General features: G+C 57.8%; 25 protein-coding genes and 3 pseudogenes. 20 read left to right on the top strand and 8 right to left on the bottom strand.

Translation table 11 applies throughout. The features are described from left to right. Positions 1-43 precede the first annotated feature (43 nt). Both mrcB and gloA2 read left to right on the top strand, forming a co-directional pair. Entirely contained in the window at positions 44-2,362 is a 2,319-nt protein-coding gene (gene mrcB / locus ACTG2J_RS17425; protein WP_439997725.1) for a penicillin-binding protein 1B, read from the top strand. 58 nt (positions 2,363-2,420) lie between these two features. Next, a complete protein-coding gene (gloA2, locus tag ACTG2J_RS17430; protein ID WP_439989293.1) occupies positions 2,421-2,822 on the top strand; it encodes an SMU1112c/YaeR family gloxylase I-like metalloprotein in 402 nt (133 codons plus the stop codon). A 78-nt stretch (positions 2,823-2,900) separates the two neighbouring features. Here the strand turns inward: gloA2 and ACTG2J_RS17435 are convergent, their stop codons facing one another. Then, on the bottom strand, positions 2,901-3,221 hold the full coding sequence (locus tag ACTG2J_RS17435; protein WP_005335659.1) for an SMR family transporter: 321 nt from the start codon (positions 3,219-3,221) through the stop codon (positions 2,901-2,903). Then, a complete protein-coding gene (locus ACTG2J_RS17440) occupies positions 3,218-3,604 on the bottom strand; it encodes a DMT family transporter (RefSeq protein WP_005335660.1) in 387 nt (128 codons plus the stop codon). Before ACTG2J_RS17440 ends, ACTG2J_RS17435 begins: the two co-directional genes overlap by 4 nt. A 158-nt stretch (positions 3,605-3,762) precedes the next feature. On the opposite strand from ACTG2J_RS17440, the gene ACTG2J_RS17445 reads away from it, so the two are divergent. The 3 genes and pseudogenes from ACTG2J_RS17445 to ppa all read left to right on the top strand — a co-directional run bounded on the left by ACTG2J_RS17445 (position 3,763) and on the right by ppa (position 7,081). Then, positions 3,763-4,644 carry a LysR family transcriptional regulator gene (locus ACTG2J_RS17445; protein ID WP_021229560.1) on the top strand — a complete coding sequence of 294 codons (882 nt, stop codon included), beginning with the start codon at positions 3,763-3,765 and terminating at the stop codon, positions 4,642-4,644. Between the two features lie 109 nt (positions 4,645-4,753). Then, a pseudogene (locus ACTG2J_RS17450) lies at positions 4,754-6,333 on the top strand (DUF3369 domain-containing protein). Positions 6,334-6,550: 217 nt separating this feature from the next. Then, on the top strand, positions 6,551-7,081 hold the full coding sequence (gene ppa, locus ACTG2J_RS17455) for an inorganic diphosphatase (RefSeq protein ID WP_252655752.1): 531 nt from the start codon (positions 6,551-6,553) through the stop codon (positions 7,079-7,081). Between the two features lie 28 nt (positions 7,082-7,109). On the opposite strand, the gene ACTG2J_RS17460 is transcribed toward ppa, so the two are convergent. After that, positions 7,110-7,457 carry a hypothetical protein gene (locus ACTG2J_RS17460; RefSeq protein ID WP_103250935.1) on the bottom strand — a complete coding sequence of 116 codons (348 nt, stop codon included), beginning with the start codon at positions 7,455-7,457 and terminating at the stop codon, positions 7,110-7,112. 139 nt (positions 7,458-7,596) lie between these two features. Between ACTG2J_RS17460 and ACTG2J_RS17465 the strand changes: the two are divergent. From ACTG2J_RS17465 to ACTG2J_RS17525, 13 genes and pseudogenes are all read left to right on the top strand, one after another. Next, positions 7,597-8,486, top strand: a pseudogene (locus ACTG2J_RS17465) (hypothetical protein). Positions 8,487-8,706: 220 nt separating this feature from the next. Continuing rightward, the gene (locus tag ACTG2J_RS17470; RefSeq protein ID WP_439989292.1) at positions 8,707-9,249 is read left to right on the top strand and encodes a YtfJ family protein; all 543 of its coding nucleotides are present in this window, start codon (positions 8,707-8,709) and stop codon (positions 9,247-9,249) included. A 44-nt stretch (positions 9,250-9,293) separates the two neighbouring features. After that, a complete protein-coding gene (locus tag ACTG2J_RS17475) occupies positions 9,294-9,593 on the top strand; it encodes a hypothetical protein (RefSeq protein WP_439989291.1) in 300 nt (99 codons plus the stop codon). Positions 9,594-9,624: 31 nt separating this feature from the next. Beyond that, positions 9,625-10,203 carry a DUF2796 domain-containing protein gene (locus ACTG2J_RS17480; protein ID WP_439989290.1) on the top strand — a complete coding sequence of 193 codons (579 nt, stop codon included), beginning with the start codon at positions 9,625-9,627 and terminating at the stop codon, positions 10,201-10,203. Positions 10,204-10,207: 4 nt separating this feature from the next. Continuing rightward, a complete protein-coding gene (locus ACTG2J_RS17485; protein ID WP_139462061.1) occupies positions 10,208-10,897 on the top strand; it encodes an ABC transporter ATP-binding protein in 690 nt (229 codons plus the stop codon). After that, positions 10,891-12,138 carry an ABC transporter permease gene (locus ACTG2J_RS17490; RefSeq protein ID WP_042052401.1) on the top strand — a complete coding sequence of 416 codons (1,248 nt, stop codon included), beginning with the start codon at positions 10,891-10,893 and terminating at the stop codon, positions 12,136-12,138. The genes ACTG2J_RS17485 and ACTG2J_RS17490 overlap by 7 nt, the downstream gene beginning before the upstream one ends. Before the next feature lie 32 nt (positions 12,139-12,170). Beyond that, the gene (locus ACTG2J_RS17495; protein ID WP_026034852.1) at positions 12,171-12,644 is read left to right on the top strand and encodes a DUF3299 domain-containing protein; all 474 of its coding nucleotides are present in this window, start codon (positions 12,171-12,173) and stop codon (positions 12,642-12,644) included. Positions 12,645-12,748: 104 nt separating this feature from the next. After that, complete coding sequence (locus tag ACTG2J_RS17500) at positions 12,749-13,609, top strand: TIGR03899 family protein (protein WP_439997726.1); 861 nt, start codon at positions 12,749-12,751, stop codon at positions 13,607-13,609. A gap of 276 nt (positions 13,610-13,885) precedes the next feature. Beyond that, positions 13,886-15,523: a methyl-accepting chemotaxis protein gene (locus ACTG2J_RS17505; RefSeq protein WP_439989289.1), complete on the top strand. Its 1,638-nt coding sequence runs from the start codon at positions 13,886-13,888 to the stop codon at positions 15,521-15,523. Between the two features lie 498 nt (positions 15,524-16,021). Then, positions 16,022-16,783 (top strand): ABC-three component system protein, encoded by a 762-nt coding sequence (locus ACTG2J_RS17510; RefSeq protein WP_439989288.1) that lies wholly within the window; start codon positions 16,022-16,024, stop codon positions 16,781-16,783. After that, positions 16,773-16,988 carry an ABC-three component system middle component 7 gene (locus ACTG2J_RS17515; protein WP_439997727.1) on the top strand — a complete coding sequence of 72 codons (216 nt, stop codon included), beginning with the start codon at positions 16,773-16,775 and terminating at the stop codon, positions 16,986-16,988. The genes ACTG2J_RS17510 and ACTG2J_RS17515 overlap by 11 nt, the downstream gene beginning before the upstream one ends. After that, positions 16,981-17,355 (top strand): hypothetical protein, encoded by a 375-nt coding sequence (locus ACTG2J_RS17520; protein WP_439997728.1) that lies wholly within the window; start codon positions 16,981-16,983, stop codon positions 17,353-17,355. Before ACTG2J_RS17515 ends, ACTG2J_RS17520 begins: the two co-directional genes overlap by 8 nt. A 50-nt stretch (positions 17,356-17,405) precedes the next feature. Further along, positions 17,406-18,584 carry a DUF2326 domain-containing protein gene (locus ACTG2J_RS17525; protein ID WP_439997729.1) on the top strand — a complete coding sequence of 393 codons (1,179 nt, stop codon included), beginning with the start codon at positions 17,406-17,408 and terminating at the stop codon, positions 18,582-18,584. Positions 18,585-18,842: 258 nt separating this feature from the next. On the opposite strand, the gene cysC is transcribed toward ACTG2J_RS17525, so the two are convergent. From cysC to cysG, 5 genes and pseudogenes are all read right to left on the bottom strand, one after another. Continuing rightward, entirely contained in the window at positions 18,843-19,433 is a 591-nt protein-coding gene (cysC, locus tag ACTG2J_RS17530) for an adenylyl-sulfate kinase (RefSeq protein WP_439997730.1), read from the bottom strand. A gap of 138 nt (positions 19,434-19,571) precedes the next feature. Next, positions 19,572-21,303 (bottom strand): annotated as a pseudogene (locus ACTG2J_RS17535) (SLC13 family permease). Positions 21,304-21,307: 4 nt separating this feature from the next. Then, positions 21,308-22,735 carry a sulfate adenylyltransferase subunit CysN gene (cysN, locus tag ACTG2J_RS17540; RefSeq protein WP_421314597.1) on the bottom strand — a complete coding sequence of 476 codons (1,428 nt, stop codon included), beginning with the start codon at positions 22,733-22,735 and terminating at the stop codon, positions 21,308-21,310. A gap of 12 nt (positions 22,736-22,747) precedes the next feature. Continuing rightward, the gene (gene cysD / locus ACTG2J_RS17545; RefSeq protein WP_332306667.1) at positions 22,748-23,680 is read right to left on the bottom strand and encodes a sulfate adenylyltransferase subunit CysD; all 933 of its coding nucleotides are present in this window, start codon (positions 23,678-23,680) and stop codon (positions 22,748-22,750) included. 72 nt (positions 23,681-23,752) lie between these two features. Continuing rightward, entirely contained in the window at positions 23,753-25,189 is a 1,437-nt protein-coding gene (gene cysG / locus ACTG2J_RS17550) for a siroheme synthase CysG (RefSeq protein WP_439997731.1), read from the bottom strand. Positions 25,190-25,386: 197 nt separating this feature from the next. Here cysG and ACTG2J_RS17555 point away from each other — a divergent pair, with 197 nt between their 5' ends. Both ACTG2J_RS17555 and ACTG2J_RS17560 read left to right on the top strand, forming a co-directional pair. Then, a complete protein-coding gene (locus tag ACTG2J_RS17555; RefSeq protein WP_005335703.1) occupies positions 25,387-26,310 on the top strand; it encodes an SPFH domain-containing protein in 924 nt (307 codons plus the stop codon). Beyond that, a complete protein-coding gene (locus ACTG2J_RS17560) occupies positions 26,307-26,762 on the top strand; it encodes an NfeD family protein (protein WP_113739813.1) in 456 nt (151 codons plus the stop codon). The genes ACTG2J_RS17555 and ACTG2J_RS17560 overlap by 4 nt, the downstream gene beginning before the upstream one ends. The last annotated feature ends 8 nt before the right edge of the window (positions 26,763-26,770 follow it).

The following is a 26,770-nucleotide window of genomic DNA, read 5'->3' on the forward strand; positions in this document are numbered from 1 at the left end:
GCGAATGCGACATAACAAGTAGAAAGGAAAGCAAAGAGGATTTATGGCAACCCAACGACGCAAGCGAGTCCCCAAGAAGGCAGCGCCCAAACGCACCATCTGGCGCAAGCTGTTCTGGCTTGGCTTCAAGCTCTCCCTGGTGGTGGCGGCCTTTATGGTGGTGTTTGGCATCTACCTCGATACCAAGGTGCGCGAGCGCTTCGATGGCGAGAAGTGGCAGCTGCCGGTGATGGTCTACAGCCGCCCGCTGGAGCTCTATCCCAGCCAGCGCCTGTCGCGGGACCAGATGCTGCGCGAGCTCAACATGCTGAGCTACAAGCAGGTGCGCCAGCCTCACACGCCGGGTGAATACACCATCAACGGCAACCGCATCGAGCTTATTCGCCGTCCGTTCGAGTTCTATGATGGCGCCGATGGAGCCCGCGGCCTGCGCCTCACCTTCAACGGCCCGCGCCTTGAGGGGATCCAGTCGCTGGAGAACCAGCGCCAGCTCGGTTACGCCCAGATGGACCCGGTGCTGCTCGATCGCCTCAATACCGAAGATCGGGAAGATCGCCTGCTGGTGCGTATCGCCGAAGTGCCCGACAGCCTGCTGGTGACCCTGCTCACCACCGAAGATCGCGACTTCTACCAGCATGGCGGCGTCTCGCCGGTGGCCATCATGCGCGCCATGTTCGCCAACCTGATCGCGGGTCGCACCGTGCAGGGGGGCAGTACCCTCACCCAGCAGCTGGCCAAAAACTTCTTCCTGACCCGTGAGCGCAGCCTGTGGCGAAAACTGCAAGAAGCCTATATGGCGGTGCTGATCGACTATCGCTACAGCAAGGACGAGATCCTCGAGTCCTACCTCAACGAGGTCTATCTGGGGCAGAACTTCTCGCAAGGGGTCTACGGTTTCGGCCTCGCCTCCTACTTCTACTTCGGCATTCCGGTCAACGAGCTGGATATCGATCAGGTCGCCCTGCTGGTCGGTCTGGTGAAAGGCCCTTCCTATTACGATCCCTGGCGCTTCCCGGAGCGGGCCAAGACCCGCCGTGATCTGGTGCTGAAGCTGCTGATGGATCACGGCAGCCTGACCCAGGCCGAGTATGAACTGGCCAGCCGCCAGCCCCTCGGCATCATCGCCCGCGGCCAGATGAGTTATGGTCGCACCCCGGCCTTTATGGGACTGCTCAAGCGAGAGATCCAGAGCCGCTTCGGCGCCGATCTGCTCAAGCAGTCTGGCCTGAAGATCTTCACCAGCCTCGACCCCATCGCCCAGCACGCGGCCGAGCGGGCGGTCGAATCGGGCCTCGCCGATATAGAAAAGCTGCGCGGCAAGAAGAAGCTGGAGGCGGCCATGGTGGTCTCCGACTGGCACAAGGGCGAAGTAGTGGCGCTGGTGGGTGGCCGCGATCCCCGCTACGCCGGGTTCAACCGGGCGCTGGATGCCCGCCGCCAGATCGGCTCGCTGGTGAAGCCGGCGGTCTACCTGACCGGTCTCTCCAACGGCCTGACCCTGGCGACCCCGCTCAAAGATCAGCCGATCCGTATTCGCGGTCAGGATGGTCAGGTCTGGACGCCGCAGAACTATGATCGCAAGTTCCGCCAGAGCGTGCCGCTGATGGATGCGCTGGCCAGCTCACTCAACGTGCCGACCGTCAATCTGGGTCTGCAGGTGGGGCTGGAAAAGGTAGTCGATACCCTGCACAAGCTGGGAGTCCAGCAGGAGATCCAGCCCTATCCGTCGCTGGTGCTGGGGGCGGTCGCCCTCTCCCCGCTGGAGGTGAACCAGATGTATCTGCCCATCGCCAATCAGGGGCTCACCCAGCCGCTGTCGGCCATTCGCGCCGTAGTCAACGGGGATGGCAGCCTGCTCTATCAGCATGATCAGACCGCCAAGCGGGTCACCGACCAGCAAGCAAGCTGGCTGACCCTGTTCGCCATGACCAAGACGGTGAGTCAGGGCACGGCCCGCGCCCTCAGTGCCAAGTTCCCGGGCGCCACCATGGCGGCCAAGACAGGCACCACCAACGAGCTGCGCGACTCCTGGTTTGCCGGGATGGACAACAACGAACTGGTCAGTATCTGGGTCGGTCGCGACGACAACACCCCGGCGGGTTTGACCGGTGCCAGCGGTGCCCTGCAGCTCTTTAGCGGCTACATGAGCCAGCGCGGCGTCAACAGTCTGGGATTGAAGATGCCGGAAGGGGTCACCTGGGCCAACTTCTCCCGCGCCAGCGGCACCCGCGTCACCAGCGACTGCCCGGGCAGCCTGCAGGTGCCGGCCAAAGCCTCCACCATGGGCTCCCCGGCCGGTTGCGCCAGCAGTGCGACGCCACGCAGTGCGCTGGATGACTGGTTCGGCGGTTTCTTCAACTAGATCAACGACACGGGCAGCGCAGGCTGCCCGTTCACTATGCTGCTGACAAGGAAACATCATGACCTTTCCGCTGTTTGACGCCATCCACCATGTGGCCATCATCGCCAGCGATTACCCACGCTCGCGCCACTTCTACCACAAGGTGCTGGGGCTACCCATTATCGCCGAGACCCTGCGCGAGGCGCGCCAGTCGTGGAAACTGGATCTGGCCCTGCCGGACGGCAGCCAGCTGGAGCTGTTCAGCTTCCCCTCGCCTCCCGAGCGCCCCTCCCGCCCCGAAGCGTGCGGCCTGCGCCATCTCGCCTTTCGGGTCAGCGACCTTGACCGGGTCATCGCCCACCTGCTGGCCCATCGGGTCGAGGTAGAGCCGGTGCGGGTGGACGAGCTGACCGGCAAGCGCTTTACCTTCTTCGCCGACCCCGACGGCCTGCCGCTGGAGCTCTACGAAGCGCCGCGCTGAGCCTGCATCGACCAAGCAATCAGCCAAACAAAAGCCGCCCGGTTGCAACCGGGCGGCTTTTCTTATTGCTTCAGGTTATCAGGCGGTAGTCAGCATAACGACAGCCAGCGCCATCACCATCATGCCAGCCCAGCCGATGGGCTTGAGCCGCTCACCAAAGAAGAGCAAACCACCCAGCGCCGTACCGACGATGCCGATAGCCCCCCAGGTGGCGTAGGCAACAGCCAGGTCAATCTGGCCGCCACTTACCGCTTCCGAGAGCAGGGTAAAGGCGCCGAGTACCAGCATGATCCCCAGGAATCCCCACCCCTTGTAACGAAAACCCTTGGAGCGGTTGATGGCCATGTTGGCGCCGATATCGATCAGTGCGGCACCCAGTACAATCACAAACGGACTCATGCTGTGGCCTCCGCTTCTACTGACTTGTCTGCGGGCTCATCATGGGTCTCCCCCATGGTCACCATAACAATCCCCACTATCGCGAGAGCCAGGCCAATCAGCTCCTGAACGGTCACATCGTAACCAAGGAACATGACCGACACTATGGTGATCAAGGTGATCCCGAGCCCCTCCCAGAGCGCAAACGCAATACCAATGGAGATTGTTTTGGCGGCTTTCGCCAGCAACCAGTACGAGAAACCGATCAACAGCCACATCGGGATGTAATTCATCCAGCCAGCCCCCTGCTCGGGGATCATGGCCATGCTGGAGGTACCGGCGACCTCGGTCACGATGGCGCCGGTCAAAAACAGCCGGGCCAGAAACATACGACTTAATAACATATAAGATGCCTTTGTTGCTTCGACGGGAGAGATGGTAAACGGGGAGAAGCAACTCGCGACAATCGCTCAGCGTCGATTATTCCGACGCTGCAGGTTTGCCTTGCCTTGGTTCGGCACGCTAAGGTGATGGTGAAAAACTCCGCCACAGCCTGTAAAAGATGAAGCTATATCAAATAGAACTCTTTGTAGAGTCCGCCAATAGCGGCTCTATTGCCAACACCGCCCGTCGCCTCGGCAAAAGCCGCAGCGCCGTCAGCACCTCCATCGCGGCGCTGGAAGTTGAGCTTGGCGTCGAACTTTTTGAACGAGGTGCCAATCAGAGTCGGCTGACCGAGATCGGCGAGTTGGTGCTGGATGATTGCACCCGCCTGCTACAGGCAGCCAACAGCCTGCAGCAGAAGTGCAAACATTACGCCTCGGGGGCCGAAGTGGCGCTGCGGGTTGCCCGCGATGACGCGATTCCCGAGCCGGTGTGGCGCGAGATGCTGGCCAGCCTGCACAATCAGTTTCCCGGTACCAGTATCTCTCTGGTGCTCGCCTCCCCACCCGAACTGCCGGCGCTGGTGGAAGAGGGATTCGTCGATGCCGCTTTTGGCCTTATTACCGAAGATCAGGAGCGCAGCGGCCTCAATATCGACGTGCTCAACCCGATCCGCACCCTGATGGTGGTGGCACCCAGCCATCCGCTGGCCGGACTGAAGCGGGTCAAACAGCAGGATCTGACCGATCACACCCAGGTCACTCTCTCGTATGTAGATGAATTTTCTGTAAAAAGCCTGCTACCTGTGGGAGGGCAGCATATCGGCCTCTCCAGCTTCGAGTTGATGCGCAATGCGGTGCTGGACGGGCTGGGCTGGGCAGTGCTCCCCTCGCCGCTGATCCAGAGTCAGCTGCGACAAGGCTCCCTGCTGACCCTGAAACACAAGTTCAGCCTGCAGTGGCGCGATTACGGGGTCTATCTGGCGGAAAACGCCTATCACGGCAAGGTGTTGGCCTGGTTGAAGAAGTCGATCCAGGGGTATCTGGAACCTTTCGAGTAGCGATAAAGAGGCGGAGCCAGCTCACGATATCTACTTATCCTGATGATCCGAGCGGATGTGATCGTGCATACTGTTCACATACTCATTGAGCGCCGGAGGCGTAACCGATATGAGCAGTGCCCAAGACAAGGACGATATCTTGCTGGACGACGACATCATCGAACTCGATGATGAGGAGGTCGTGGTCCCCAAGGCACTCAACCCATGGCAAGTGCTGATCGTGGATGATGAGCCGGATATCCATCATGCCACCCGCCTGGCCCTCTCCAACATTCACTACAAATCCCGTCCGCTGGAGCTGCTCAATGCCTACAGCGGCGCCGAGGCTGGCCGTATGCTGGAGGCCAATCCCAGGATTGCGCTGATCCTGCTCGATGTGGTGATGGAGACAGAAGACGCAGGTCTGCGGCTGGTGCACCGGATCCGCAACGAAATGCACAACTCACTGGTGCGGATCGTGCTGCGTACCGGCCAACCCGGCCAAGCCCCCGAGCAGCGGGTAATCCTCGATTACGACATCAATGACTACAAGACCAAGACCGAGCTGACGGTACAAAAGCTATATACCACCGTCATCGCATCCCTGCGTTCATACGAAACCCTCAGCGCCATAGACAAGAGCCGGCAGGGGCTCGGAAAAATTCTGGAAGGGGCGGGCGATCTCTACCATCTTCATTCACTCAAAGAGTTTGCCTCCGGCGTGCTGAAACAGATCAGCGCCATTCTCGATGTGGGCACCGAAGGGGCTATCTGTGCCGAGCGCCGTCCCGGCGAACAGGGGCTAGAGATCCTCGCCGCTACCGGCGACTACGAGACTCTTCTGGATAATGGCAAGATCACCGACTTCCCCACCCTCAATGACTCGGTCATGAAGGCACTGGCGGCGCGCTGCAACCGCTTTGAACACCCTCAGGATTCCCTCTATATCGCCGCCCAGAATGGCCGCGAGTTCGTGTTGAGCTTCACCCCAACCCAGCCTCTGGATCCTCTCGAGTGCGACCTGCTGGATGTCTTCTGCCAGCGCATCTCGGCGGCCTACGACAATCTCTATCTATACAACCAGCTGCTTCGTGCCCAGGAGGCCACCGTGGTGGCGCTGGCGGCGCTGGCAGAGTTTCGCGACTCCGATACCGGCGAGCATGTCTTGCGGGTGCAGAAGCTCTCGGATGCCATCGTGGCCGAGTTGAAGCAGATGGCGGCCTATCCCGAGCAGCTGACCCCGGAGTTTGTCGAGATGATCGGGATGGCCTCCATCCTGCACATGTGGGCAAGGTGGGCACCCCGGACCATATCCTGCACAAGCCGGGGCGTTTCGACCCGGAAGAGCGGGCCATCATGGAGCAGCACGCCGGTATCGGCGCCAATATCCTGCACAAGGCGGGTGAAATGGTGGAGGGAACCAGCTACCTCTCTCTCGGCGCCGAAATCGCCCGGGGCCACCACGAGCACTTCGATGGCAAGGGCTACCCGCAGCAGCTGGCTGGCCAGCAGATCCCGCTGTCGGCGCGGATTGTGGCGGTGGTCGATGTATTCGATGCCCTGCTCAGCAAGCGCCCCTACAAGGAGCCCTGGACGCTGGCGCAGACCATGGAGTATATCCAGTCCCGCTCAGGCACCCAGTTTGACCCTCATGTAGTGACAGCCCTGTCGCGACTGGTCAACGAATCGAGACTCCCCTACTCGCTCTGACCCTCTTTTACTCGCAACTCCACATGCCCTGCCGGTGGCCAAGGTCAGCGGCAGGGCATCAAAACAGCCGTTTTGTTGCATCCCGCACACATCAAAGCGCCGCAAAGCGGAAACATCCCCCTTCTTTGTTAGCGATAGCCGCTGAAATATGGTCATTTAACATCACATCGCTATAATATCGGCCTGCAAACCTGATACTAACAACGAAGGAATTATCATGAGCCTGAACCTGGTACCGGCCGGCAAGAGCCTGCCCGACGATATCTATGTCATCATCGAAATCCCGCAGAATGCCGACCCGATCAAATACGAAGTCGACAAGGACAGCGGTGCTATTTTCGTCGATCGCTTCATGTCTACCCCGATGTTCTATCCGTGCAACTACGGCTACGTGAACGCGACCCTCTCTCTGGATGGTGACCCCGTCGACGTACTGGTTCCGACCCCCTACCCGCTGCTGGCCGGGTCCGTCATTCGCTGCCGCCCGGTTGGCGTGCTGAAGATGACCGACGAATCTGGCGAAGATGCCAAGATCGTTGCTGTACCGCACTCCAAGCTGACCAAGCAGTACGACCACATCCAGGATGTGAACGATCTGCCGGAACTGCTGAAAGCCCAGATCAAGCACTTCTTCGAGCGCTACAAAGAGCTGGAAGCGGGCAAATGGGTCAAGGTGGAAGGCTGGGGCGACAAGGCTGCTGCCGAAGCCGAGATCAAGACCTCTGCCGAGCGTTACGCTGCCAAGTAAGCGTCACTTCGCTTGTAAAAAAGGCGCCTTATGGCGCCTTTTTTGTCGGTGTTTGCGGCAGCTGACCGGCCGCATCTTCGGCAGGATTGCCCTGAATGTATATTTCACGACCATCTTTCTGGTAAGGCCGATAGTAATCACCGCCACAGCGATAGCCGCCGCCCGGCTGGCTCATCAGCTCGCAGTTGACCGGCAACACCTCCAGCCACTTGATGGCCTGCTGGTAGCGCAGCCACTCCTGCCATTCGTGCTCGCGTGCCAGCTGATCACGCAGGGCAAAGGTATCCGCAACAGACATCCCCTTGTTGACGATCACCTGACCCGCTATGGCTGGCAGGCTGAGCAGCCCAAACAGCACTATGATCCAAGGCTTCATAACCCCTCCAGAGTGACTTAATTTCACAATTAAATTAAAAGTCACATCAATCTGTTATCCAGATCACAAAACGAAACATCACCAAAGTGGTGCCGGCTCACCTAGTTGTTAATTATCGTCCACGGCAGGAAGCACCATCATGAAGCTGACCCCCGCGCTGTTGCTCAGCCTCACTCTCTGCACCACTCTTGGTGCTACAAGCAACGCCAGCGAAATCAACATGAGCTGGCAGTGGCAATCCACCGATGGCCAGCGCAAGCACTTCCAGCTGACCACCGACGATCAGGTGATGGCCGCCAGTCGCCACGAGATGAGCCTGCTGAAGGCTTCCCTCACCAATCCGCTGGAGACCCTTTACGCCTACATCAGCCCGCGGCTCTACAACAGCATCAACCTGATCAATCAGAGCAGCCCCGAGACCGCTACCAAATTTCGCAATCTGGAGCGGCCTTCACCCTGCGGGACGACAGCATGGAGTCGATGCTGTTCTGGCAAGCCTACCAGCAGTATCAGGAGGATGCCTTCTACCAGATGAGGGTGATCCCCTGCGTCCATCCTGCCAATCGCAAACTGCCTTGCGTGCGACCCGATTACTCCCAGCTCTTCTACCACTTCAAAGGACACCTCAAGCCACTGGCGCAGCAATTTGCGGCCAAGGATCTCGCCACCAGCGTCAGCCTGCTGCAGGAGTGGCTGAACGCCATCCCCACCCAGCCGGAGCAGCTCGATCACTTCGCGCCGCCGCTGCAGGCGCTGCAGGATAACAAGGCCGACAGCGACGAGAAGGCACTGTTGATGGCCAGCCTGCTGGCGGAGCTGGCGCCGCAATATGTGCTCAGCATCATCTATCCGGATATCAGCATCGGCAGCGTCTCCCCTGCCTGGCTGGCCATTACGGCAGACAGTGGCGTACCCGGTGATGTGGTGGTGATCAACAATCAGCGCCATGTGCTGCTGACCGGCTCGTCCCTGCTGGCCCAGCAGATGACCATGGCCAAGATCCCCCTCATCAGCGAGTCGCTCTACTGACGCAGACAGCTCAGACCAGCAGCCAATTCATTGATTTTTATCGATGTCATGCCATCCTAGCCGCCCTTGCCAGCCAACAACCTGACTGGCGGGGCGCCGACGCTTCTGAATTGCGATCTTATTTAACACTTTTTAAACAGATCCGATCAGTTTAGGATGAAGCTCGCCCATTCCCTCAATCCGAAACTCGTTATAACATAACAAATGGAGTGTCATCAGGATGAAACGTCTCGTACTTACTTTGGCGCTGCTGCCATCTCTGGTCTTTGCTCACAACTTCAAGGATGGCAACCCGGTGCCGCTGGTCAATGTCAGCGACAAGGGTGAGCTGGTACTGAACGGCAAGGATATCGGCTACCAGCCGTGGCAGAGCACCTCGCTCACCGGCAAGGTGTTCCTGATCCAGCATATTGCCGGTCGCTCCAGTGCCAAGGAGCTGAACGCCCCGATGATCGAGGCGATCAAGGCCGCCAAACTGCCGCAAGACAAGTACCAGACCGTTACCGTCATCAACAGCAATGACGCCATCTGGGGCACCTCCGGCTTCGTGAAGAGCAGTGCCGAGGACAGCAAGAAAGAGTTCCCCTGGTCCGCCATGGTGCTGGATGCCAAGGGCATGGCGCGCAACGCTTGGGATCTGACGCCGGAAAGCTCGGCGATCATCCTGCTGGATAAAGAGGGCAAGGTGCTGTTTGCCAAAGATGGCCAGCTCGATGCCAACAACATTACTACCGTGATGGGGCTTATCAAGTCCCATCTCTAAGTCAGAGAGAAAGGGCGCTGATGGCGCCCTTTCCATAAGGGTCTATGGGTCGTATCAAGCTGAAAATCTGGATCTTGCTGCTGGGCTGGTTATGGCTGCAGCCTGCCCTTGCCCGGCACCAGTTTGAATCTGCCCTGCCCGGCCACGACGACCATCACTGCCTGGTTTGCGCCCTCCATCTGGATGGCAAACAGGTCATCACCGCCACCCCCTATTGTTTCCCCGGTTCGACCTCTGTTCTGCCCACTGTTGCAACCATGCAACGCTCGGCGGATACCGCCACGCTTCACAGCTATGCCATCCGTGCGCCGCCCGCCTCTGCTTTTCTCTATCCCTTTGTTTAATTTCGCTATTTGTTTTGAAAAAGGATTAAAGATGAAAGCAGTTACTCTGTTACTGGCCGCTGCGGCCTTTGGCGCACACGCAAATCACGACGAACACGAGAGCCACAGCCACGGCGCCCACGAGCATGGCCACGGCCACCTCAATCTGGTGGTCGATGGCGACCAGTTGATGATCGAGCTGCAGGCACCCGCAGCCGATCTGGTGGGCTTCGAGCACGCCGCCAAGAGCGATGAAGAGAAGGCGCAATATGCCAAAGCGGTCACCCGCCTCCAGCAGCCTGACGCCCTGTTCCGCTTCGACCCGGCCGCTGGCTGCAAACTGACCCAGCAGGAGCTGCAAGCCGCCAAAGAAGAGCATGATCACGACCATGACCATGACAAGGCTGCCAGCGACAAACATGAAGACCACCATGATCATGACGAAGCGGGTCACGCCGATATGGGCGCCATGTACACCTACACCTGCGCCACGCCGACCAAACTGACCGGCCTTGAGGCGACCCTGTTCAGCGTCTATCCGAGCCTTGAGAAGCTGAGCGTGCAGGGGATCCTGCCCACTGGCCAGACCGCTGGCGAGCTGACCCCGTCCGCTAACAAGCTGAGCTGGTAACGCCATGAAAAAAGCCGTGGTTGAGATCCGCGATCTGGCCTTTGCCTGGCCAGGTGGCGACGCTGTACTCGATCTGCCCGCCCTCACCATCCGCGAGGGTGAGCGAGTCTTTATCAAGGGCCCGTCGGGCTCTGGCAAGTCGACCCTGCTCGGGTTGCTGGCCGGGATCCAGACCGCCAACCACGGCACCCTGGAGGTGCTGGGCCAACCATTGGCCCGGCTCTCTGGCCGTGCCCGTGACCACTTCCGGGCGGCCAATCTGGGTTATATCTTCCAGCAGTTCAATCTGCTGCCGTTTCTCTCGGTGCAGGACAACGTGACCGCTGCCCTCACCTTTTCGCCCACCAAACGGGCCCGCCTGCAAGGGAGTCCGGAGCAGGAGGCGCGCCGTCTGCTGGCGGAGCTGCAACTGCCGGATGACGCACTGCATCGCCCCGTCCATGCCCTCAGCATTGGCCAGCAGCAGCGGGTGGCTGCCGCACGGGCGCTGATCGGCTCGCCGCCACTGGTGATCGCCGACGAGCCCACCTCGGCACTCGACACCGACAACCGGGCCGCCTTTATCAAGCTGTTGTTCGAGGAGTGCGACAAGCAGGGCTCGACCCTGATCTTCGTCAGTCACGACCCTTATCTCGAACCCCTGTTCCCGCGGGTCGAAAACCTGCAACAGCTCAACCGGAGGGCATCATGCTAAAGCTAGCCCTGCAAAGTCTCTGGGCCCGCCGCCTCACCGCCGGGCTCACCCTGCTGGCCGTCGCCATCAGCGTCACCCTGCTGCTCGGAGTGGAGCGGGTGCGCACCCAGGCCCGCGAAAGTTTCTCCAACACCGTCTCGGGGACCGATCTCATCGTTGGCGCCCGATCCGGTCAGGTGAACCTGCTGCTCTACTCGGTGTTTCGCATCGGCAACCCCACCAACAACGTGGGGTGGGACTCCTATCAGGCCATCAAACAGAAACCGGGCGTCGCCTGGACCATCCCGCTTTCCCTTGGCGACTCCCACAAAGGATTTCGGGTGCTCGGCACCAATGGCGACTACTTCACCCACCTGAAGTACGGTCAGCAACAGTCGCTGCAACTGCGCGAGGGGCGGCCCTTCGACACGCCGTTTGAAGCGGTACTCGGCGCCCAGGTAGCCGAGAAGCTCGGCTATCACCTCGACCAATCCATCGTCATCGCCCACGGCGCTGGCAACACCTCGTTCAGCCAGCACGACAATCTGCCGTTCAAGGTGGTGGGTATTCTGGCGCCGACCGGCACGCCCATCGATCGCACCATCCATGTGCCGCTGGCGGGGATAGAGGCGATCCATCTGGGCTGGGATACCGGCCGCCACAGCAAGAACGTGACGCCGGAGCAGGCACTGGCGCAGGATCTCACCCCGAAAACCATCACCGCTTTTATGGTGGGGCTGAGCAACCGGATTCTGGCGTTCCAGCTGCAACGCAGCGTCAACACCTATCCCAAAGAGCCGCTGATGGCGATCCTGCCGGGGGCCGCCCTGCAGGAGCTGTGGAGCCTGATGAGCGTGGCGGAAACCGCGCTGTCGGTGATCGCCGGTTTTGTGGTAGTCGCGGGCCTGATAGGCATGCTGACTACCCTGCTGGCGGGGCTTAACGAGCGGCGCCGGGAGCTCGCCATATTGCGATCCCTCGGCGCGGGCCCTGCCCACCTGTTCCTGCTGCTGGCGCTGGAAGCCATGGCGCTGACCACGGTCGGTATCGCTCTCGGGGTTGCCGTGCTCTATCTGGGACAGGGGCTTGCCTCGCCCTGGCTGCTCAGCCACTATGGCCTGCAACTGAGTCTGGGGCTGCCGAGCGCCTACGAGTGGCAATTGCTGGGCGTAGTCTGGCTGGCAGGCATGGTGATTGGCCTGCTCCCTGCCGCCCGCGCTTACCGCTACAGCCTGAGCGATGGCATGAGCATTCGCGTCTAGCGAGACGCCCAAAAATAGAAACAGAAGGACAGATGATGAAGTGGAAAATTGTGGCGCTGCTCGCCAGCCTGCTGGTGTTGCCCGCTCTGGCCGCCGATTACAAGACCATCGACTGGGATGTACTCATCCCAGAAGGGGAGAAACTGCTGCCACCGCCCCAGGTCAATCACGAAGATCCCATGTCGGTTCCGCAACCGGTGGGCGGGGTAAACAAGAAGCTGGACAACCAGGATGTGCGCATTCCGGGCTTCGTGGTGCCACTGGAGGGGGATGCCAAGAAGATCACCGCCTTCCTGCTGGTGCCCTACTTCGGCGCCTGCATCCATGTGCCGCCGCCCCCCACCAATCAGGTGATCTATGTGAGCTACCCCAAGGGTGCGCCGGTGGATGATCTGTGGGATGCCATCTGGGTGAAGGGCAAGATGCGCACTGTCAGCTCCAGCCACGAGATGGCCACCGCCTCCTATTCGATGGAAGCGGTCGAGGTGAGCGTCTACGAGGAGTAATCCTCCCGTTGCAAAAAAAGCGGCCTCCACGGAGGCCGCTTTGTTATCTTGGCATCCCGGTTGGAGTAACATTCAGCTCCAGAACCTGTGCGAATGGAGTCAGCATGGCAGACCTCCCCCCCCCGAAAAAAGAGAGTTCGATCCTGAGCAGCCAGGAGCAGACCCTGCGTCTGGCCCGCAGTCGCGGCATCGACGGCATGCTCACCCGCAATACCGACAGCACCTTCGAACAGCGCGCCACCTTTCGCCATCTGGCGGATCAGGCCGCCCGTCAGCGCAATCTGGAAGCCATCATGGTGATGGCCTCCCGCCACTGCGAAGAGACTGCGGCTGGCGGCGAGATGGACAGCGACTGGCTGACCCGCTTCCTGCAACTGGCGGAAGATATCAGCATGGTGCCGATGCAGCAGCTGTGGGGGCGGATCTTCGCGCTGGAAGTCGCCACGCCGGGCCGCTTCTCCATCCGGGCGCTCGCCACCCTCAAAGAGATGACCCAGCGCGAAGCCCAGCTGTTTCAGCGCATCTGTTCACTGACTTGCCACTACACCGGCACCGACGAGCAGCGACTGCTGCTGGGGCTGCACAAGGGAGCGACCCTGCTGAGTCGCGCCAAGGCAACGCGCCTCGGCCTTGGCAAATACCGACTGCCCTACAACGCCCTGCTGCAACTGTTTGAGCTCGGGCTGCTGCATCGCGCGGAGCTGGAGTCCGGCCCACTGCCCGCCGATGGGGTCGAGCTGGAGTTCGGCAACCAGCGCTGGCGGCTGCAGTGCAAGCAGAACAACATCACCCTGCTCTACTACCGCCTCACCCCGGTGGGCAACGAGCTTGCCCAGCTGCTGCAAGAGTCGCCGCTGGAGGAGTACCTGCAGGATCTGAAAACTGTGCTGGTGCAGGGTATCCAGATTGAAGTGATGCAGCTCGTCAGCACACCCTCCTCACCCGCTCCCGACCCTCCCCCCTGATCTCTGGCGGGGCAGCGGATGCCCCGTCTGTTTGTGGTTCCTTCGCATCCAGCTGCTGGCTCCAAGCTTATGGGCTTGCCCAGAATAGGTTGCAAATTGCAGATGCCGCAAAGGCACACCCCGTCAGATCCGTTGCATATTGCAAACAACCACGCGCTTTTCCTCTCCAAACCTCGCTAATAATACATCAATCATTAGTTTTTGCCAGCTGGCCCGCCCCTTGCACATGTCTTGATGCAGATCAAATTTTAACCACCACAGCTCGGGAGCAAGGCCATGAGAATCAATCAACCGGTTACCCAAAGAGAACGTCTCTATCCAGACCACCAGAGCCTCATCTCCACCACGGATCTGGAGAGCCGCATCACCTACGCCAACGATGAGTTCTGCGATATTGCAGGCTTCTCGCTCGACGAGCTGAAGGGGGAACACCACAATCTGGTGCGCCATCCTGACATGCCGAAACAGGCCTTTGCCGATCTGTGGGGTCACATCAGGGATGGCAAGAGCTGGATGGGACCGGTGAAAAATCGCTGCAAGAACGGTGATCACTACTGGGTCAGCGCCTTTGTCACCCCCATCAAGGATGCCAGCGGCCGGGTGGTGGAGTATCAGTCGGTGCGCACCGCCCCGAGCGAGGAGATCAAACAGCGGGCCGAGAAGGTCTATGCCGACCTTCGCAACAACAAGCTGCCGCTGGCGCTCAAGCTGCCCACCTTCTCCCATACCCTGACCATCAACCTCTGCCTGCTGCTGAGCCTGCTCGCCATGTTTGCCTTGGGCTACAGCCACGATATGAACTGGCAACTGGCGCTGGCCGCCCTGCCGCTGGCGATAGCGGCCATCACCCTGAATGCCCTCTCCCGTCGCCTCGGCAAGCTCAACAAGATGGCCCGCAGCCGCTTTGACAACCCATTGATGCAGCTGCTCTACACCAACAAGGTGGACAATATCGCCGCCATCGAACTCTCGATGGTGATGAATCAGGCCGAGTTCAACGCCGTGCTGGCCCGCACCCAACAGACTTGCAGCAAGATCCTGCAGGCCGCCGAGGGGGATCTGCGCAACGCCGAATCCATCACCGACAACCTGCAACAGCAGCAGGCCGAAACCAATCAGGTAGCCACTGCCGTGACCGAAATGTCGGAATCCATTCGCGAGGTGTCACAAAGCTCGACTGACTCCTCCAGCCTGCTGGATGAAACAGCCGTGCTGTTCAAGAGCGGCAACAGTAGCGTGGCCGAAACCGTGGCTGCCGTGGCGGGCATGAACAGCGAACTTATCACCTCCAAGAGCGTGATCAGTGCGCTGGTCGGCCACTGCCGCGATATCGACGGCATCCTCGATGTGATCAACAACATCGCCAACCAGACCAACCTGCTGGCCCTCAACGCCGCCATCGAAGCGGCCCGGGCTGGCGAAGCGGGTCGCGGTTTCTCGGTAGTGGCTGACGAAATCCGCACCCTCGCCATCAAGACCCAATCCTCGACCAGCGAGATCCAGAAGATGATCACCGAGCTGCAAAACAGCTCTGGCGAGGCTGAGCAAGCGATGGAGAAGGGCTGCCAACTTGCCGACAGTTGCCAGCAGAAGGCCACCGCGACCGGCACCATACTCCAGCAAATCAACAACATGTTGCAGCAGGTCGCCTCCGGCAGCAGCCAGATTGCCCAGGCGGTGCAGGAGCAGTCCCACGTCACCGCCGAGATCAACCGCAACGTGCTCAGCATCAAGACCCTGGCCGATGACTCCAGCGTGGGCAGCCAGCACGCCGTGCACGGCATCACCCAGCTGGTCAACCAGTTGAGCGATCTCGACCGGCTGGTACGCCAGTTCCAGAAGGGCGCTCCGGCAACCCAGAGCCGCTACGAAGTGGCCACCGCCCGCACCGTGCCGGTACGCCAAGCCAGATAACCACAACACAAACAATCACCGCAGAAAAACCAAATGGGCCCGCAGGCCCATTTGGTTTTTTCATACCCGCCAACAAGAGGACGATACTCCCGCTTTCACCGTCTGATTTTCCTCTGCGCTGATGGGCCCAAGCGGTTGATCGACCACATTTAAACCCGTTAATGATTAATTTATCGATCTTGCTCAGGAAACGGCCCGCTTGCGCTTTTCACCCCAGCCCCGTTCGGTAACATAGCCGCTTGGCAACCTCTTGTCGGAGTCAGCCATGAGTCAGGCCAATGCCAAAACGCAGGTAAAAAGCAGCAGACTGGAGGCTGGGATTCAGGGGCGGTAGCTTTGCTTGATGCAACAGGCCTGTGAGTCGTGTCCTTACCCTACACTCCTTTTTGCAATGGTGACTGTCATAGTGTCAGTCTATTCAGTGGCTCAATTTACTCTACTTATAAATTCTCACTGCGGAGTATTATCAGATTGGCAGAACAGTTAAGACGAGCACAGGTGAACGATACGATTAAAATGGGCCTACTCTCAGAAGTTCAGGGAAAATGCCCCCTATGCCGAAAGAGTCTAATCAAACGAAAAGCATCTAATATACCGGTTCGGGTGTTTGATGTAGCTCATATATATCCACTAAACGCCACGCCTAGTGAAATAACACTGCTAGTAAATGAAGAAAAACTCTGTGATGACATTGACTCAGAAGGTAATTTCATTGCTCTTTGTAAAGAATGCCACAAGATGTATGACACTAAAAAAACTGTCACCGAATATAGGCAGTTAGTTGAAATAAAGAGAACAATTAATAAAATACATGCTCTCACCGCAACTTGGGATACTCAAACCTTGCATAGAGACATTTCTATTGTCGCAGAAAACATCAGCAAACTAAATAAAGACGAATTAGCAGACACTAAACTTTCATATGATGCACTTAAGGTATCAGAAAAAACAGATGACACTTTTGGGCCAATTAATGAAATGAAAGTCAATATGTTTGTCATCAACTACTTCGCCCATATCAAAGAATCTCTCAAGCACCTTGAAATGCAAAGGAAAGCAAGCTCTCTATTTATATGCAATCAAGTAAGAACATTCTATACCGCTCTATTACTCCAAAATTTTAGTCAAAGTCAAATCTTTGAACACATGTGTGAGTGGTTCATGGTCAATACTGGAATAACAGAAAGAACTAAAGCTGAAGTTTTAGTTTCTTACTTTATTCAAAATTGCGAGATATTTTCTGATGATAATGCCGAATAAAATTATAGCGATTGATGAAAGTGGAATTTATAAAGCCGCAAAGCTAATGTCAAAAATCGATGGTGATGTGGCGGTTACAGAACTATACATAAAGAATAAAAAACTATTTTCTGACATTCCAGAGTATATTGAAGCTCTTGATATCCTATTTTCTCTAAAAAGAATAAATTTAGACTCAACTAACGGAGTTATTAAAATTGCTTAAATCTATTACCTGCGAAAAAATTATAGAAACAACCTTGATGTTCAAAAGCAGTTTAAACTCTGTAGTTGGTGCTGACGATGCTCATAATTCAATTGGAAAATCATCTATCTTAATGTTAATTGATTTTGCTTTTGGCGGAGATGACTTCCCAATAAAGTGTGATGATGTAATTAAGAACATCGGCGACTTTGATGTCGGCATGGTATTTGAGTTTGATAAAACATATTCTTTCGTTCGAAACACTAGCACCAGTAATGATGTTTATCATATTGAAGAACAATCTGTTTTAACTATTGAAGATTTCAGGATTTTCTTCAGAAGAAATATAACATTGACAAAAATTCACTATCTTTTCGTGAGTGTGTAAGCGGATTCTATAGAATCTACCAGAGAGACAACTACAATGATAAGCGACCTTTGGACAACTTTCACAAAGAAGGGTGGCTATCTATCAGAAAGCGCATTCTTAAGCTATTCAACGAGTACAGCACTATCGAAAAACTCGAACAGAACAAGAAGACTGAGACAGAGCGCAAGAATGATATCAAGGGAACGTTTAATACTGGTGCGATAACTAAAATTAACAAAAGAACATTTAAACTAAATGAGGATAAAATTTTAGAACTTAGAGACCTCATTGCTAGTATTAAGAAAGCCCTAGAGACAAATGTAACTGACATAAAATCATTAATCAGCAAAGAAAATTCTGAACTTAAGAGAAATAAAGATTCTCTCATTGAAATGAGAATAAAGCTAGAAACCAGCCTGAGTCGAGTTGAAGACAGTCTTTCAAAAACAACACTAAAAAATAGTAAAAGCTTTGTCCAATTAGTTGAGTTCTTCCCAGAGATAGATAAAGATCGCCTGTCACAAGTTGATTCATTTCATAATGGAATTAGCAAGATAATGAGGAATCAACTTAATGAAGAAAAACGCTCTCTCATTGAAAATATCAATGACATCAACAAAGAAATACAGACAATTGACGAAAAACTCCTTGAAATTGTTGACTCTAAAGAAGAGTCCGTTTATATGCTTGAAAAATTAATTGAACTTGATCGCCTTGAAAAAAGGCTAACCCAGCAAAATAATTTTTGGGAAAAGGACGAAGATGTTAAGGAAAAAATAAAGTCCATTAGTTCAGATATAAAATATGCACTTGTCGATTCAGTTGAAAAAATTCAAACCACAATAAACGAAGGGTTAGCTAAATATATCAAGCGTATATATACGGAAAATCCAATAAGTCCAAAAATCCATATTTTTGATAATGACTATAATTTCGATCGAGGTGATGACAGAGGAACAGGAAAAGGATTTGCGAACATGATATCCCTAGATCTAACATTTCTAGAGAAGACATGCCTACCGAATATCATTCACGATAGTCTGCTATTCAAGAACATGGATGTAACATCAATAGAAAACCTGATTTCAACTTACTCTTATTTTGACAAACAAATATTTATTTCTATTGATGAAACATCAAAGTACAAAATTAACACGCAAAGAATAATAAAAGACTCACAGTTTTTAAAGCTAGACAAGGATCGTGTTGCCTTTGGTGTTAAGTGGAAAAATAAAACAACCCCGTAGGTTCGAATAGCGCAGCGTATTCGGACAATCGCGAATAACCCCGCCGCGATATAAGCAAGGATCGGAATATCCCGTTGCGGGGTTGCTATCGGCTGCCTTGGGGTGGCTCAAGGCTCGTCGGTGCCACTATAAGCTGGATTTATGGGTTTTCCGATTATTACCCAACTTTTGTTTATAGTGGCTGCCGCCAGCCCAGCAGCGCCTGTGGTAGCCAAGTGGCAGACCACTGGGCGCTTGTTATAGGTTCTTCCGATCCAATTACAGATAGTTCCCCTGCCGCAGGGCGGTCAGCAACTCATCCACTAACACCTCCACCGGCTTACCGGCGTTAAGCAGGTGTATTTCCGGCTGCTCTGGGGCCTCGTAGGCGGAGTCGATACCGGTAAAATTCGTGATCTCCCCTGCCCGTGCCTTTTTGTAGAGCCCCTTGGGATCGCGCTCTTCACAGACGGCGAGAGGCGCATCCACAAAGACTTCGACAAACTCCCCTTCACCCACGAGATTGCGCACCAGATCCCGCTCGGCACGGAACGGCGAGATAAAGGCGGTAAGCACGATAAGGCCCGCATCCACCATCAGTTTCGCCACCTCGCCGACCCGGCGGATATTCTCCTGCCGCGCGGCATCATCGAACCCGAGATCGCCGCAGAGGCCATGGCGCACATTGTCCCCATCCAGCAGATAGGTATGCTTGCCTTGTGCCGCCAGCGCCTGCTCCAGCGCCCCCGCCAGGGTCGATTTGCCCGCCCCCGATAGCCCGGTAAACCAGATCACCAGCGGTTTTTGCCCTTTAAGCTCGGCCCGGCTCTGTTTGCCCACGGCATGGGCATGCCACACGATATTGCTCATCCAACACTCCTTGATTGGCGCTCACGCCTTAAAACGGAAACTGTCCGGCACCACGGGGAGCCGCCTAGGACTATCCGCCGACAACGTGCTGATGCCATGGCATTGCTCATCCAACACCCCTTGACTGGCGCTCACGCCTTAAAACGGAAACAGCAGGGGCACCATCACAATCACCCCGAGGCTATAGGCCAGCGAGACCGGCAGGGCCAGCTTGAGGTAGTCCGGCATCTTGTAGTTGCCCGCGGCATAGACCATCAGGTTGGTCTGGTAGCCGTAGGGCAGGATGCAGGATAAAGCTGGAGCTTGCCCCGAACAGCACCGCCAGAATAAACGGCATGGTCGAGACATCCATGCTGAGCGCCAGCTGGTAACCCATGGGGAAGGCCAGCGCGGCGGCCGCGTTGTTGCTCATCAGCTCGGTCAGCACCAGCGTAAACACATAGATACCGATAAAGGCGATGATGGGGCTGGCACCATTGAACTCCCCCATCAGCCAGTCGGCGATAAGCTTGGCCAGCCCGCTTTTTTCCAGCTGATCGGCGATGGCGAGCGCCCCGCCCACCACCAGCCAGATATCCAGCGGAAAGCGGCGGCGGATCTCGTCCAGGGTCAGAATACGGGTGAGCAGCAGCGCCACCAGCATCAGCAGCAAGCCCTTGAACAGCGGCACCAGATCAAACACCGAGAGCGCCAGCACCCCGAGAAAGCCCAGCACCACGGCGGCGCTGCGCTTGCCATCGAGACGGGTGGAGGCTTCCAGCCCGCTCACCACCACAAACTCCCGTCCCAACGATTTGTTGCGGGCAAACTGGGGGCCGGGGGCCAGCAGCAGAGTATCACCGGCGTGCAGCTCAATCTGGCCGAGGCCACCGGTAAGCTGGGTTTCGCCGCGGCGCACCGCCAGTACCACCGCATCGAAGTGGGTGCGAAATTCGGCATCCTTGATGGTCTGACCCACCAGCCGCGAGCTGTGGCTGACGATCACCTCCACCAGATGCTGGCCGTTGAGGCGGTGCTGGCCGTAGAGATCCAGCCCTTTCATCTCCTGCAACACGCCGACGCTCTCCACGTCGCCGCAAAACAGCAGCACATCCCCTTCGTGCAGTTCGTGTTCCGGCTGCACCGGGCAGATCACCTGATCGCCGCGAATGATTTCCGCCAGATAGAGGCTTTTCAGGCTGCGCAGGCCGTTCTCCTTGACGCTGCGCCCCGCCAGCGGCGAACCGGCGCCCACCTTGGCTTCGAGAAAGTAGCCGGATTCGCGGCTCATCTCGGTATCCTGCTCCGGCAGGTGACGGGCAAACAGCAGCACGGCCACCAGACCGGTCAGCAGGGTGCCCGCCCCCACCATAAAGAAGTCGAACATGCCGAGCGGCGGCGCCCCCATCTTGATGAGGAAGCTGTTGACGATAAGGTTGGTGGAGGTGCCGATCAGGGTCAGCACCCCGCCAAAGGTGGCCGCGAAGCACATGGGCAGCAGCAGTCGCGACGGCGCATGGTTGGGGTTGCGCTTGACCGCGCCCAGCATGGAAGCCACCACGGCGGTGTTGTTGACGAAGGCAGACAGGAAGGCGGTGGAGAACCACACCTTCACCAGCACCTTGTTGAATGAACCCGTGCCCACCAGATTGGCGAACCAGCTCATGATGCGGGTCTTCTCCACCGCCAGCGACACCAGCAGCAACAGCACCAACGTCAGCAGGGCACTGTTGGTGTAGCCCGCCACCACGGCATTGATATCCGCCAGCCCGCTCAGGTAGGTGATGAGCACGGCGCCCGAGAAGAGCAGCGCCGGGCGGAGTTTGCCCTGGATCAGCAGGGCCACGAGAGCAGCCAGCAGACCCAGCACCAGGAATTGTTGCCAGGTCATGGGCTTACTCCTTGCTTGTGTCGTTACCGATGGCAAGGGCTTGCCAGTGCGGGAAGTGCTTGCGCACCAAGGCGTTTAGCTCGATCTCGAACTCGCTGTAGTGCCCTTTTACCGCTTTGGCGGCCAAGCCTTCCACTATCATGCCGGCGCCGACGGTGACGTTGGTCAGCCGGTCGATCAGGATAAAGCTGCCGGTATCGCGGATCTCCTGATACGGGTCGAACGCCACCGGGTCGGTGAGGCTCAGCTCGCACAGGCCGATCTCGTTGAGCTTGAGTTCGCTGGCGGGCAGCTCGTCCAGCTTGTTGATCTCGATTCGGTGGCGGATGGCCTCCACCTGACCGCGACTCTTCTTGGTGGCCAGTTTGACGTCGTAGACCCGACCCGGTTGCAGGGACTCCTCCCCCATCCAGACGATATGGGCCAGCACATTCTGGGTCACTTGCGGACGTTGGGCGGCATCCACCAGCAGGTCGCCGCGGCTGATGTCGATCTCGTCGGCGAAGGTGACTGTGATGGCCTGACCCGGCAGGGCGTACTCCAGATCCCCGTCGAAGGTGACGATGCGGGTCACGGTACTCTCTTTGCCCGACGGCAGCACCGCCAGCTTGTCGCCCACCCGCAGAATGCCGGAGGCAAGCGTGCCCGCGAAACCGCGAAAATCGAGATTGGGGCGGTTCACATACTGCACCGGCAGGCGCACCGGATGGCGCTCCAGCTCGCGCTCAACCTCGGCAGACTCCAGCAGAGCAAGCAGGGTTTCGCCCTGATACCAAGCCAGCTTGTCGCTCTGGTTGACTACGTTGTCACCGTCCAGTGCCGAGACCGGCACGATATGGATGGTGTCGACGCTGAGCTTCTTGGCGAACTCGCGGTAATCGGCACTGATGCGCTCGAACACCTCCTGACTGAACTCCACCAGATCCATCTTGTTGACTGCCACCACGAACTGCTTGATGCCGAGCAGGCTCGCGATAAAGCTGTGGCGGCGGGTCTGATCCAGCACGCCTTTGCGGGCATCGATCAGAATGATGGCCAGATCGCAGGTGGAAGCGCCGGTGGCCATGTTGCGGGTGTACTGCTCATGGCCCGGGGTATCCGAGATGATGAATTTGCGCTTGGCGGTGGAGAAATAGCGGTAGGCCACGTCGATGGTGATGCCCTGCTCGCGCTCCGCTTGCAGGCCGTCGACCAGCAGCGCCAGGTCCAGCTTCTCGCCGGTGGTGCCGAGTTTCTGGCTGTCGGACTCCAGCGCTTTGAGCTGATCTTCATAAATCTGCTGGGAGTCGTGCAGCAGGCGACCGATAAGGGTGCTCTTGCCGTCATCCACGCTGCCGCAGGTGAGAAAACGCAGCAGACTCTTGTGCTGCTGGGCGTGCAGATAGGCTTCGATGCCCTGTTCGGTGATGGCGGTCTGAATATGGCTGTTCATGCTGACGACTCCTTAGAAATATCCCTGACGCTTCTTCTGCTCCATGGAGCCGGCCTGATCGTGGTCAATCAGCCGCCCTTGCCGCTCGCTCGAGGTGGTGAGCAGCATCTCTTCAATAATTTCCGGCAAGGTGGTGGCATCGGATTCGATGGCCCCGGTCAGCGGGTAGCAGCCGAGGGTGCGGAAGCGCACCAGCTCCTGCTTCACCTCATCCTCGGCGGTGAGCGGCATGCGCTCGTCATCCACCATGATCTTGATGCCGTTGCGCTCCACCACCGGACGGTAAGCGGCGAAGTAGAGCGGCACTATGTCGATCTTTTCCAGATAGATGTATTGCCAGATATCCAGCTCGGTCCAGTTGGAGAGCGGGAACACCCGGATACTCTCCCCCTTGTTGACCTGGCTGTTGTAAACGCGCCACAGCTCCGGGCGCTGGTTCTTCGGATCCCAGCGGTGAGACTTGTCACGGAAGGAGTAGACCCGCTCCTTGGCGCGGGACTTCTCCTCGTCGCGGCGGGCGCCACCGAAGGCTGCATCGAAGCCATATTTGTTGAGCGCCTGCTTGAGCCCCTCGGTCTTCATGATGTCGGTGTGCTTGCCGCTGCCGTGGACGAAGGGGTTGATGCCCATGGCGAGCCCTTCCGGGTTCTTGTGGACGATCAGATCCAGCCCGTACTTTTTGGCGGTCTCGTCGCGGAACTTGATCATCTCCTTGAACTTCCAGTCGGTGTCGACGTGAAGCAAGGGGAACGGGATCTTGCCCGGATAGAAGGCCTTGCGGGCCAGGTGCAGCATGACGGAGGAGTCCTTGCCGATGGAGTACATCATCACCGGGTTTTCAAATTCGGCAGCCACCTCGCGGATGATATGGATGCTCTCGGCTTCCAGCTGCTGCAAGTGCGTCAATCTTTCACGGTCCATGTTGGTCCTCGGGTCATTGCTTATGCGCCTGCTCGGGGCGCTGGGTGGTTCAGTGCGCGGCCGCACCGGCAGCCGCATCAAATATCTCTTTCCGGGTCAGGCCAGCTGCACCAGCTTGAGGTCACAGCCATCGAGATCCGGATTAGCACGCTGCTGCTCGCCGCCCAGCTCTCCAAACCAGGCCAGCCGATCGCGCAGGGCAACCACTTCGCCGATGACGATAAGCGACGGGCTCACCGCCTGTTTGGCCAGCTCGGCCAAGTCGGCCAGCGTGCCGGTCAGCACCCGCTGACGGGATGTGGTGCCGCGCTCGATGATGGCGATGGGGGTGGCTTGGCTTCGGCCGTGATCCACCAGTTGCTGCTGGATATGCTCGGAGCGCATCAGCCCCATGTAGATCACCAGGGTCTGACTGGTGGCGGCGAGCTGCTGCCAGTCGGGCTCCTTGCCATCGATCTGGCAGTGGCCAGTGATAAAGACGGCGCTCTGGGCGTAATCACGGTGAGTGAGCGGAATGCCGGCATAGGCGGTGGCCCCGGCGGCGGCCGTGATGCCGGGCACCACCGAGAAGGGGATGCCTTCATCGGCCAGCACTTCCAGCTCTTCGCCGCCACGACCAAACATAAAGGGATCGCCCCCTTTCAGCCGCACCACACGGTTGCCCGCCTTGGCGTATTCCACCAGCAGGCGATTGGTCTCCTCCTGCGGCACGCTGTGGGCGCCCGCCTTCTTGCCGACCGACACCAGAGTGGCATCGCGGCGCACCAGATCGAGGATCTCAGGCGAGACCAGCTGGTCGTAGAGCACCACTTCAGCCTGTTGAATCTGTTGCAGCGCCTTGAGGGTCAGCAGGCCCGGGTCACCGGGGCCCGCCCCCACCAGCACCACCTCGCCCACTTCGCTTTTCGCCTGATCAAGGCCATCGCTCAGCCACTGCTCGGCCCCTTGCCAATCCTCTTTTTCAATCAGGCTGGCCAGGGTGTTGGAGGCAAAAGCGCGCTCCCAGAAGCGGCGGCGATCGGAAATCGAGGAGAGCACCCGCTTGGCCTTGTCACGGACCCGGCCTGAGAGCTCGGTCAGCCCGCCAAGATGGCGCGGCAGCAGGCTCTCCAGCCGCTCGCGCAACAGGCGCACCAGCACCGGCGCCTTGCCGCCGCTGGAGACCGCCACCATCAGCGGCGAGCGATCGATGATCGAGGGAAAGATAAAGCTGGAGCGCTTGGGGTCATCCACCACGTTGACGAACAGACCCAGCTGGTTGGCACTCTGATAAACCAGTGCGTTGACTTCGAGGTTGTCGGTCGCCGCCACCACCAAAATCTGACCAGCCAGATGGGCCGGGGTGAAACGCTCCGCAAGATGGGTGAAACGACCGGTGAATTCCGCAAATTCCGGTTCAAGCTCTGGGGAGACCAGGGTCAGCCGGGCACCGGCCGCCAGCAGCAGGCGCGCCTTGCGCAGGGCAACCTCGCCCCCGCCCACCAGCAGTACCGGGCGGCCTTCCAACTTGGCAAACATAGGTAAATAATCCATTTCGGCCCATCCCTCGGAACACGACTAATATGGGGCGACTATAGGCAGGGCAGCTTATCCCTCAAAATAATAAAAAATGCTTTTTAATGCATTTTGGTAATTAGCAAAGCCAATTCATGACAAAGGCGTACAAAGTCACTTGTGGTACCTGACGCCAGACCATAGGCTAGGGACTGTGTTTCATAAGGAGCTAAATGATGAATGAATCATTGATTGTGCTAGGGATTTTCGTGTTCCTGGTGCTCGCCACCCTGAGCGCGGGCATCAAGATAGTGCCTCAGGGCTACAACTGGACGGTGGAGCGCTTCGGCCGCTACACCCGCACCCTGACCCCGGGCCTCAACCTGTTGATCCCCTACGTGGATCGGGTCGGCCACAAGATCATCATGATGGAGCAGGTGCTGGACATCCCGGCACAAGAGGTGATCTCCCGCGACAACGCCAACGTCACCATCGACGCCATCAGCTTTGTGCAGGTGGTGGATGCCCGTAAAGCGGGCTACGAGGTCAACGACCTCACCAGCGCCATCCGCAATCTCACCATGACCAATATGCGCACCGTGCTCGGCGCCATGGAGCTGGATGAGATGCTCTCCCAGCGCGACACCATCAACGAGAAACTGCTGCGCACCATGGATGCCGCCACCGCCCCCTGGGGCATCAAGGTGACCCGCATCGAGATTAAAGATGTGCGCCCGCCGCTGGCACTGGTCGAGGCGATGAACGCCCAGATGAAGGCCGAGCGCCAGAAACGGGCCGAGGTACTGGAAGCCGAAGGGGTGCGCCAGTCCAAAATCCTGAAAGCGGAAGGCGAAAAGCAGTCCCAGATCCTCAAAGCCGAAGGTGAGCGTCAGGCCGCCTTCCTCGCCGCCGAAGCGCGGGAGCGGGCTGCCGAGGCGGAAGCCAAGGCGACCCACATGGTTTCCCAGGCGATTGCGGAAGGAGACCTGCAGGCCATCAACTACTTCGTGGCTCAGAAATATACCGAAGCACTGGCCCGCATCGGTGAAGGCCCCAACAGCAAGATCATCATGATGCCGCTGGAAGCAGGCAGCCTGATTGGCTCTGTGGCTGGCATGGCCGAGCTGTTCAACAAAGATGGCAAGGGCAGCAAGTCATGACAGCCCTGTTAGAGGGGCTGACCCACTGGCACTGGCTGGGGCTCGGCTTTATTCTGCTGGCCATCGAGGTGCTCGGCTCGGTGGGCTTTTTGCTCTGGACCGGCATCGCCGCGCTGGAAGTGGGGCTACTGCTGCTGATCTGGCCCTTTGGCTGGCAGGCGCAGTTGCTGCTGTTTGCGGTGCAATCCCTGCTCACCACCTGGGCCTGGTGGCGCTGGCAACACCAGTGTGACAACTCGGGTCAGGATGCCGCCAGCACCATCAACGAGCGGATGCAGAGCTATATGGGCCGCGAGCTGACCCTGCTCGATGATGTCGCCCAAGGCACCAGCCGGGTACATCTGGACGACACGGTCTGGACGGTGCGCTGCGACGAGTCGCTGCCTGCGGGCAGCAAGGTCAGGGTGGTGGGGGCTGACTCACACATCCTGCTGGTTGAACCCCGCAACTGACGCAACTC

It is taken from the genome of Aeromonas sp. 6P, assembly GCF_051919525.1.
Taxonomy (GTDB): Bacteria; Pseudomonadota; Gammaproteobacteria; order Enterobacterales; family Aeromonadaceae; genus Aeromonas; species Aeromonas veronii.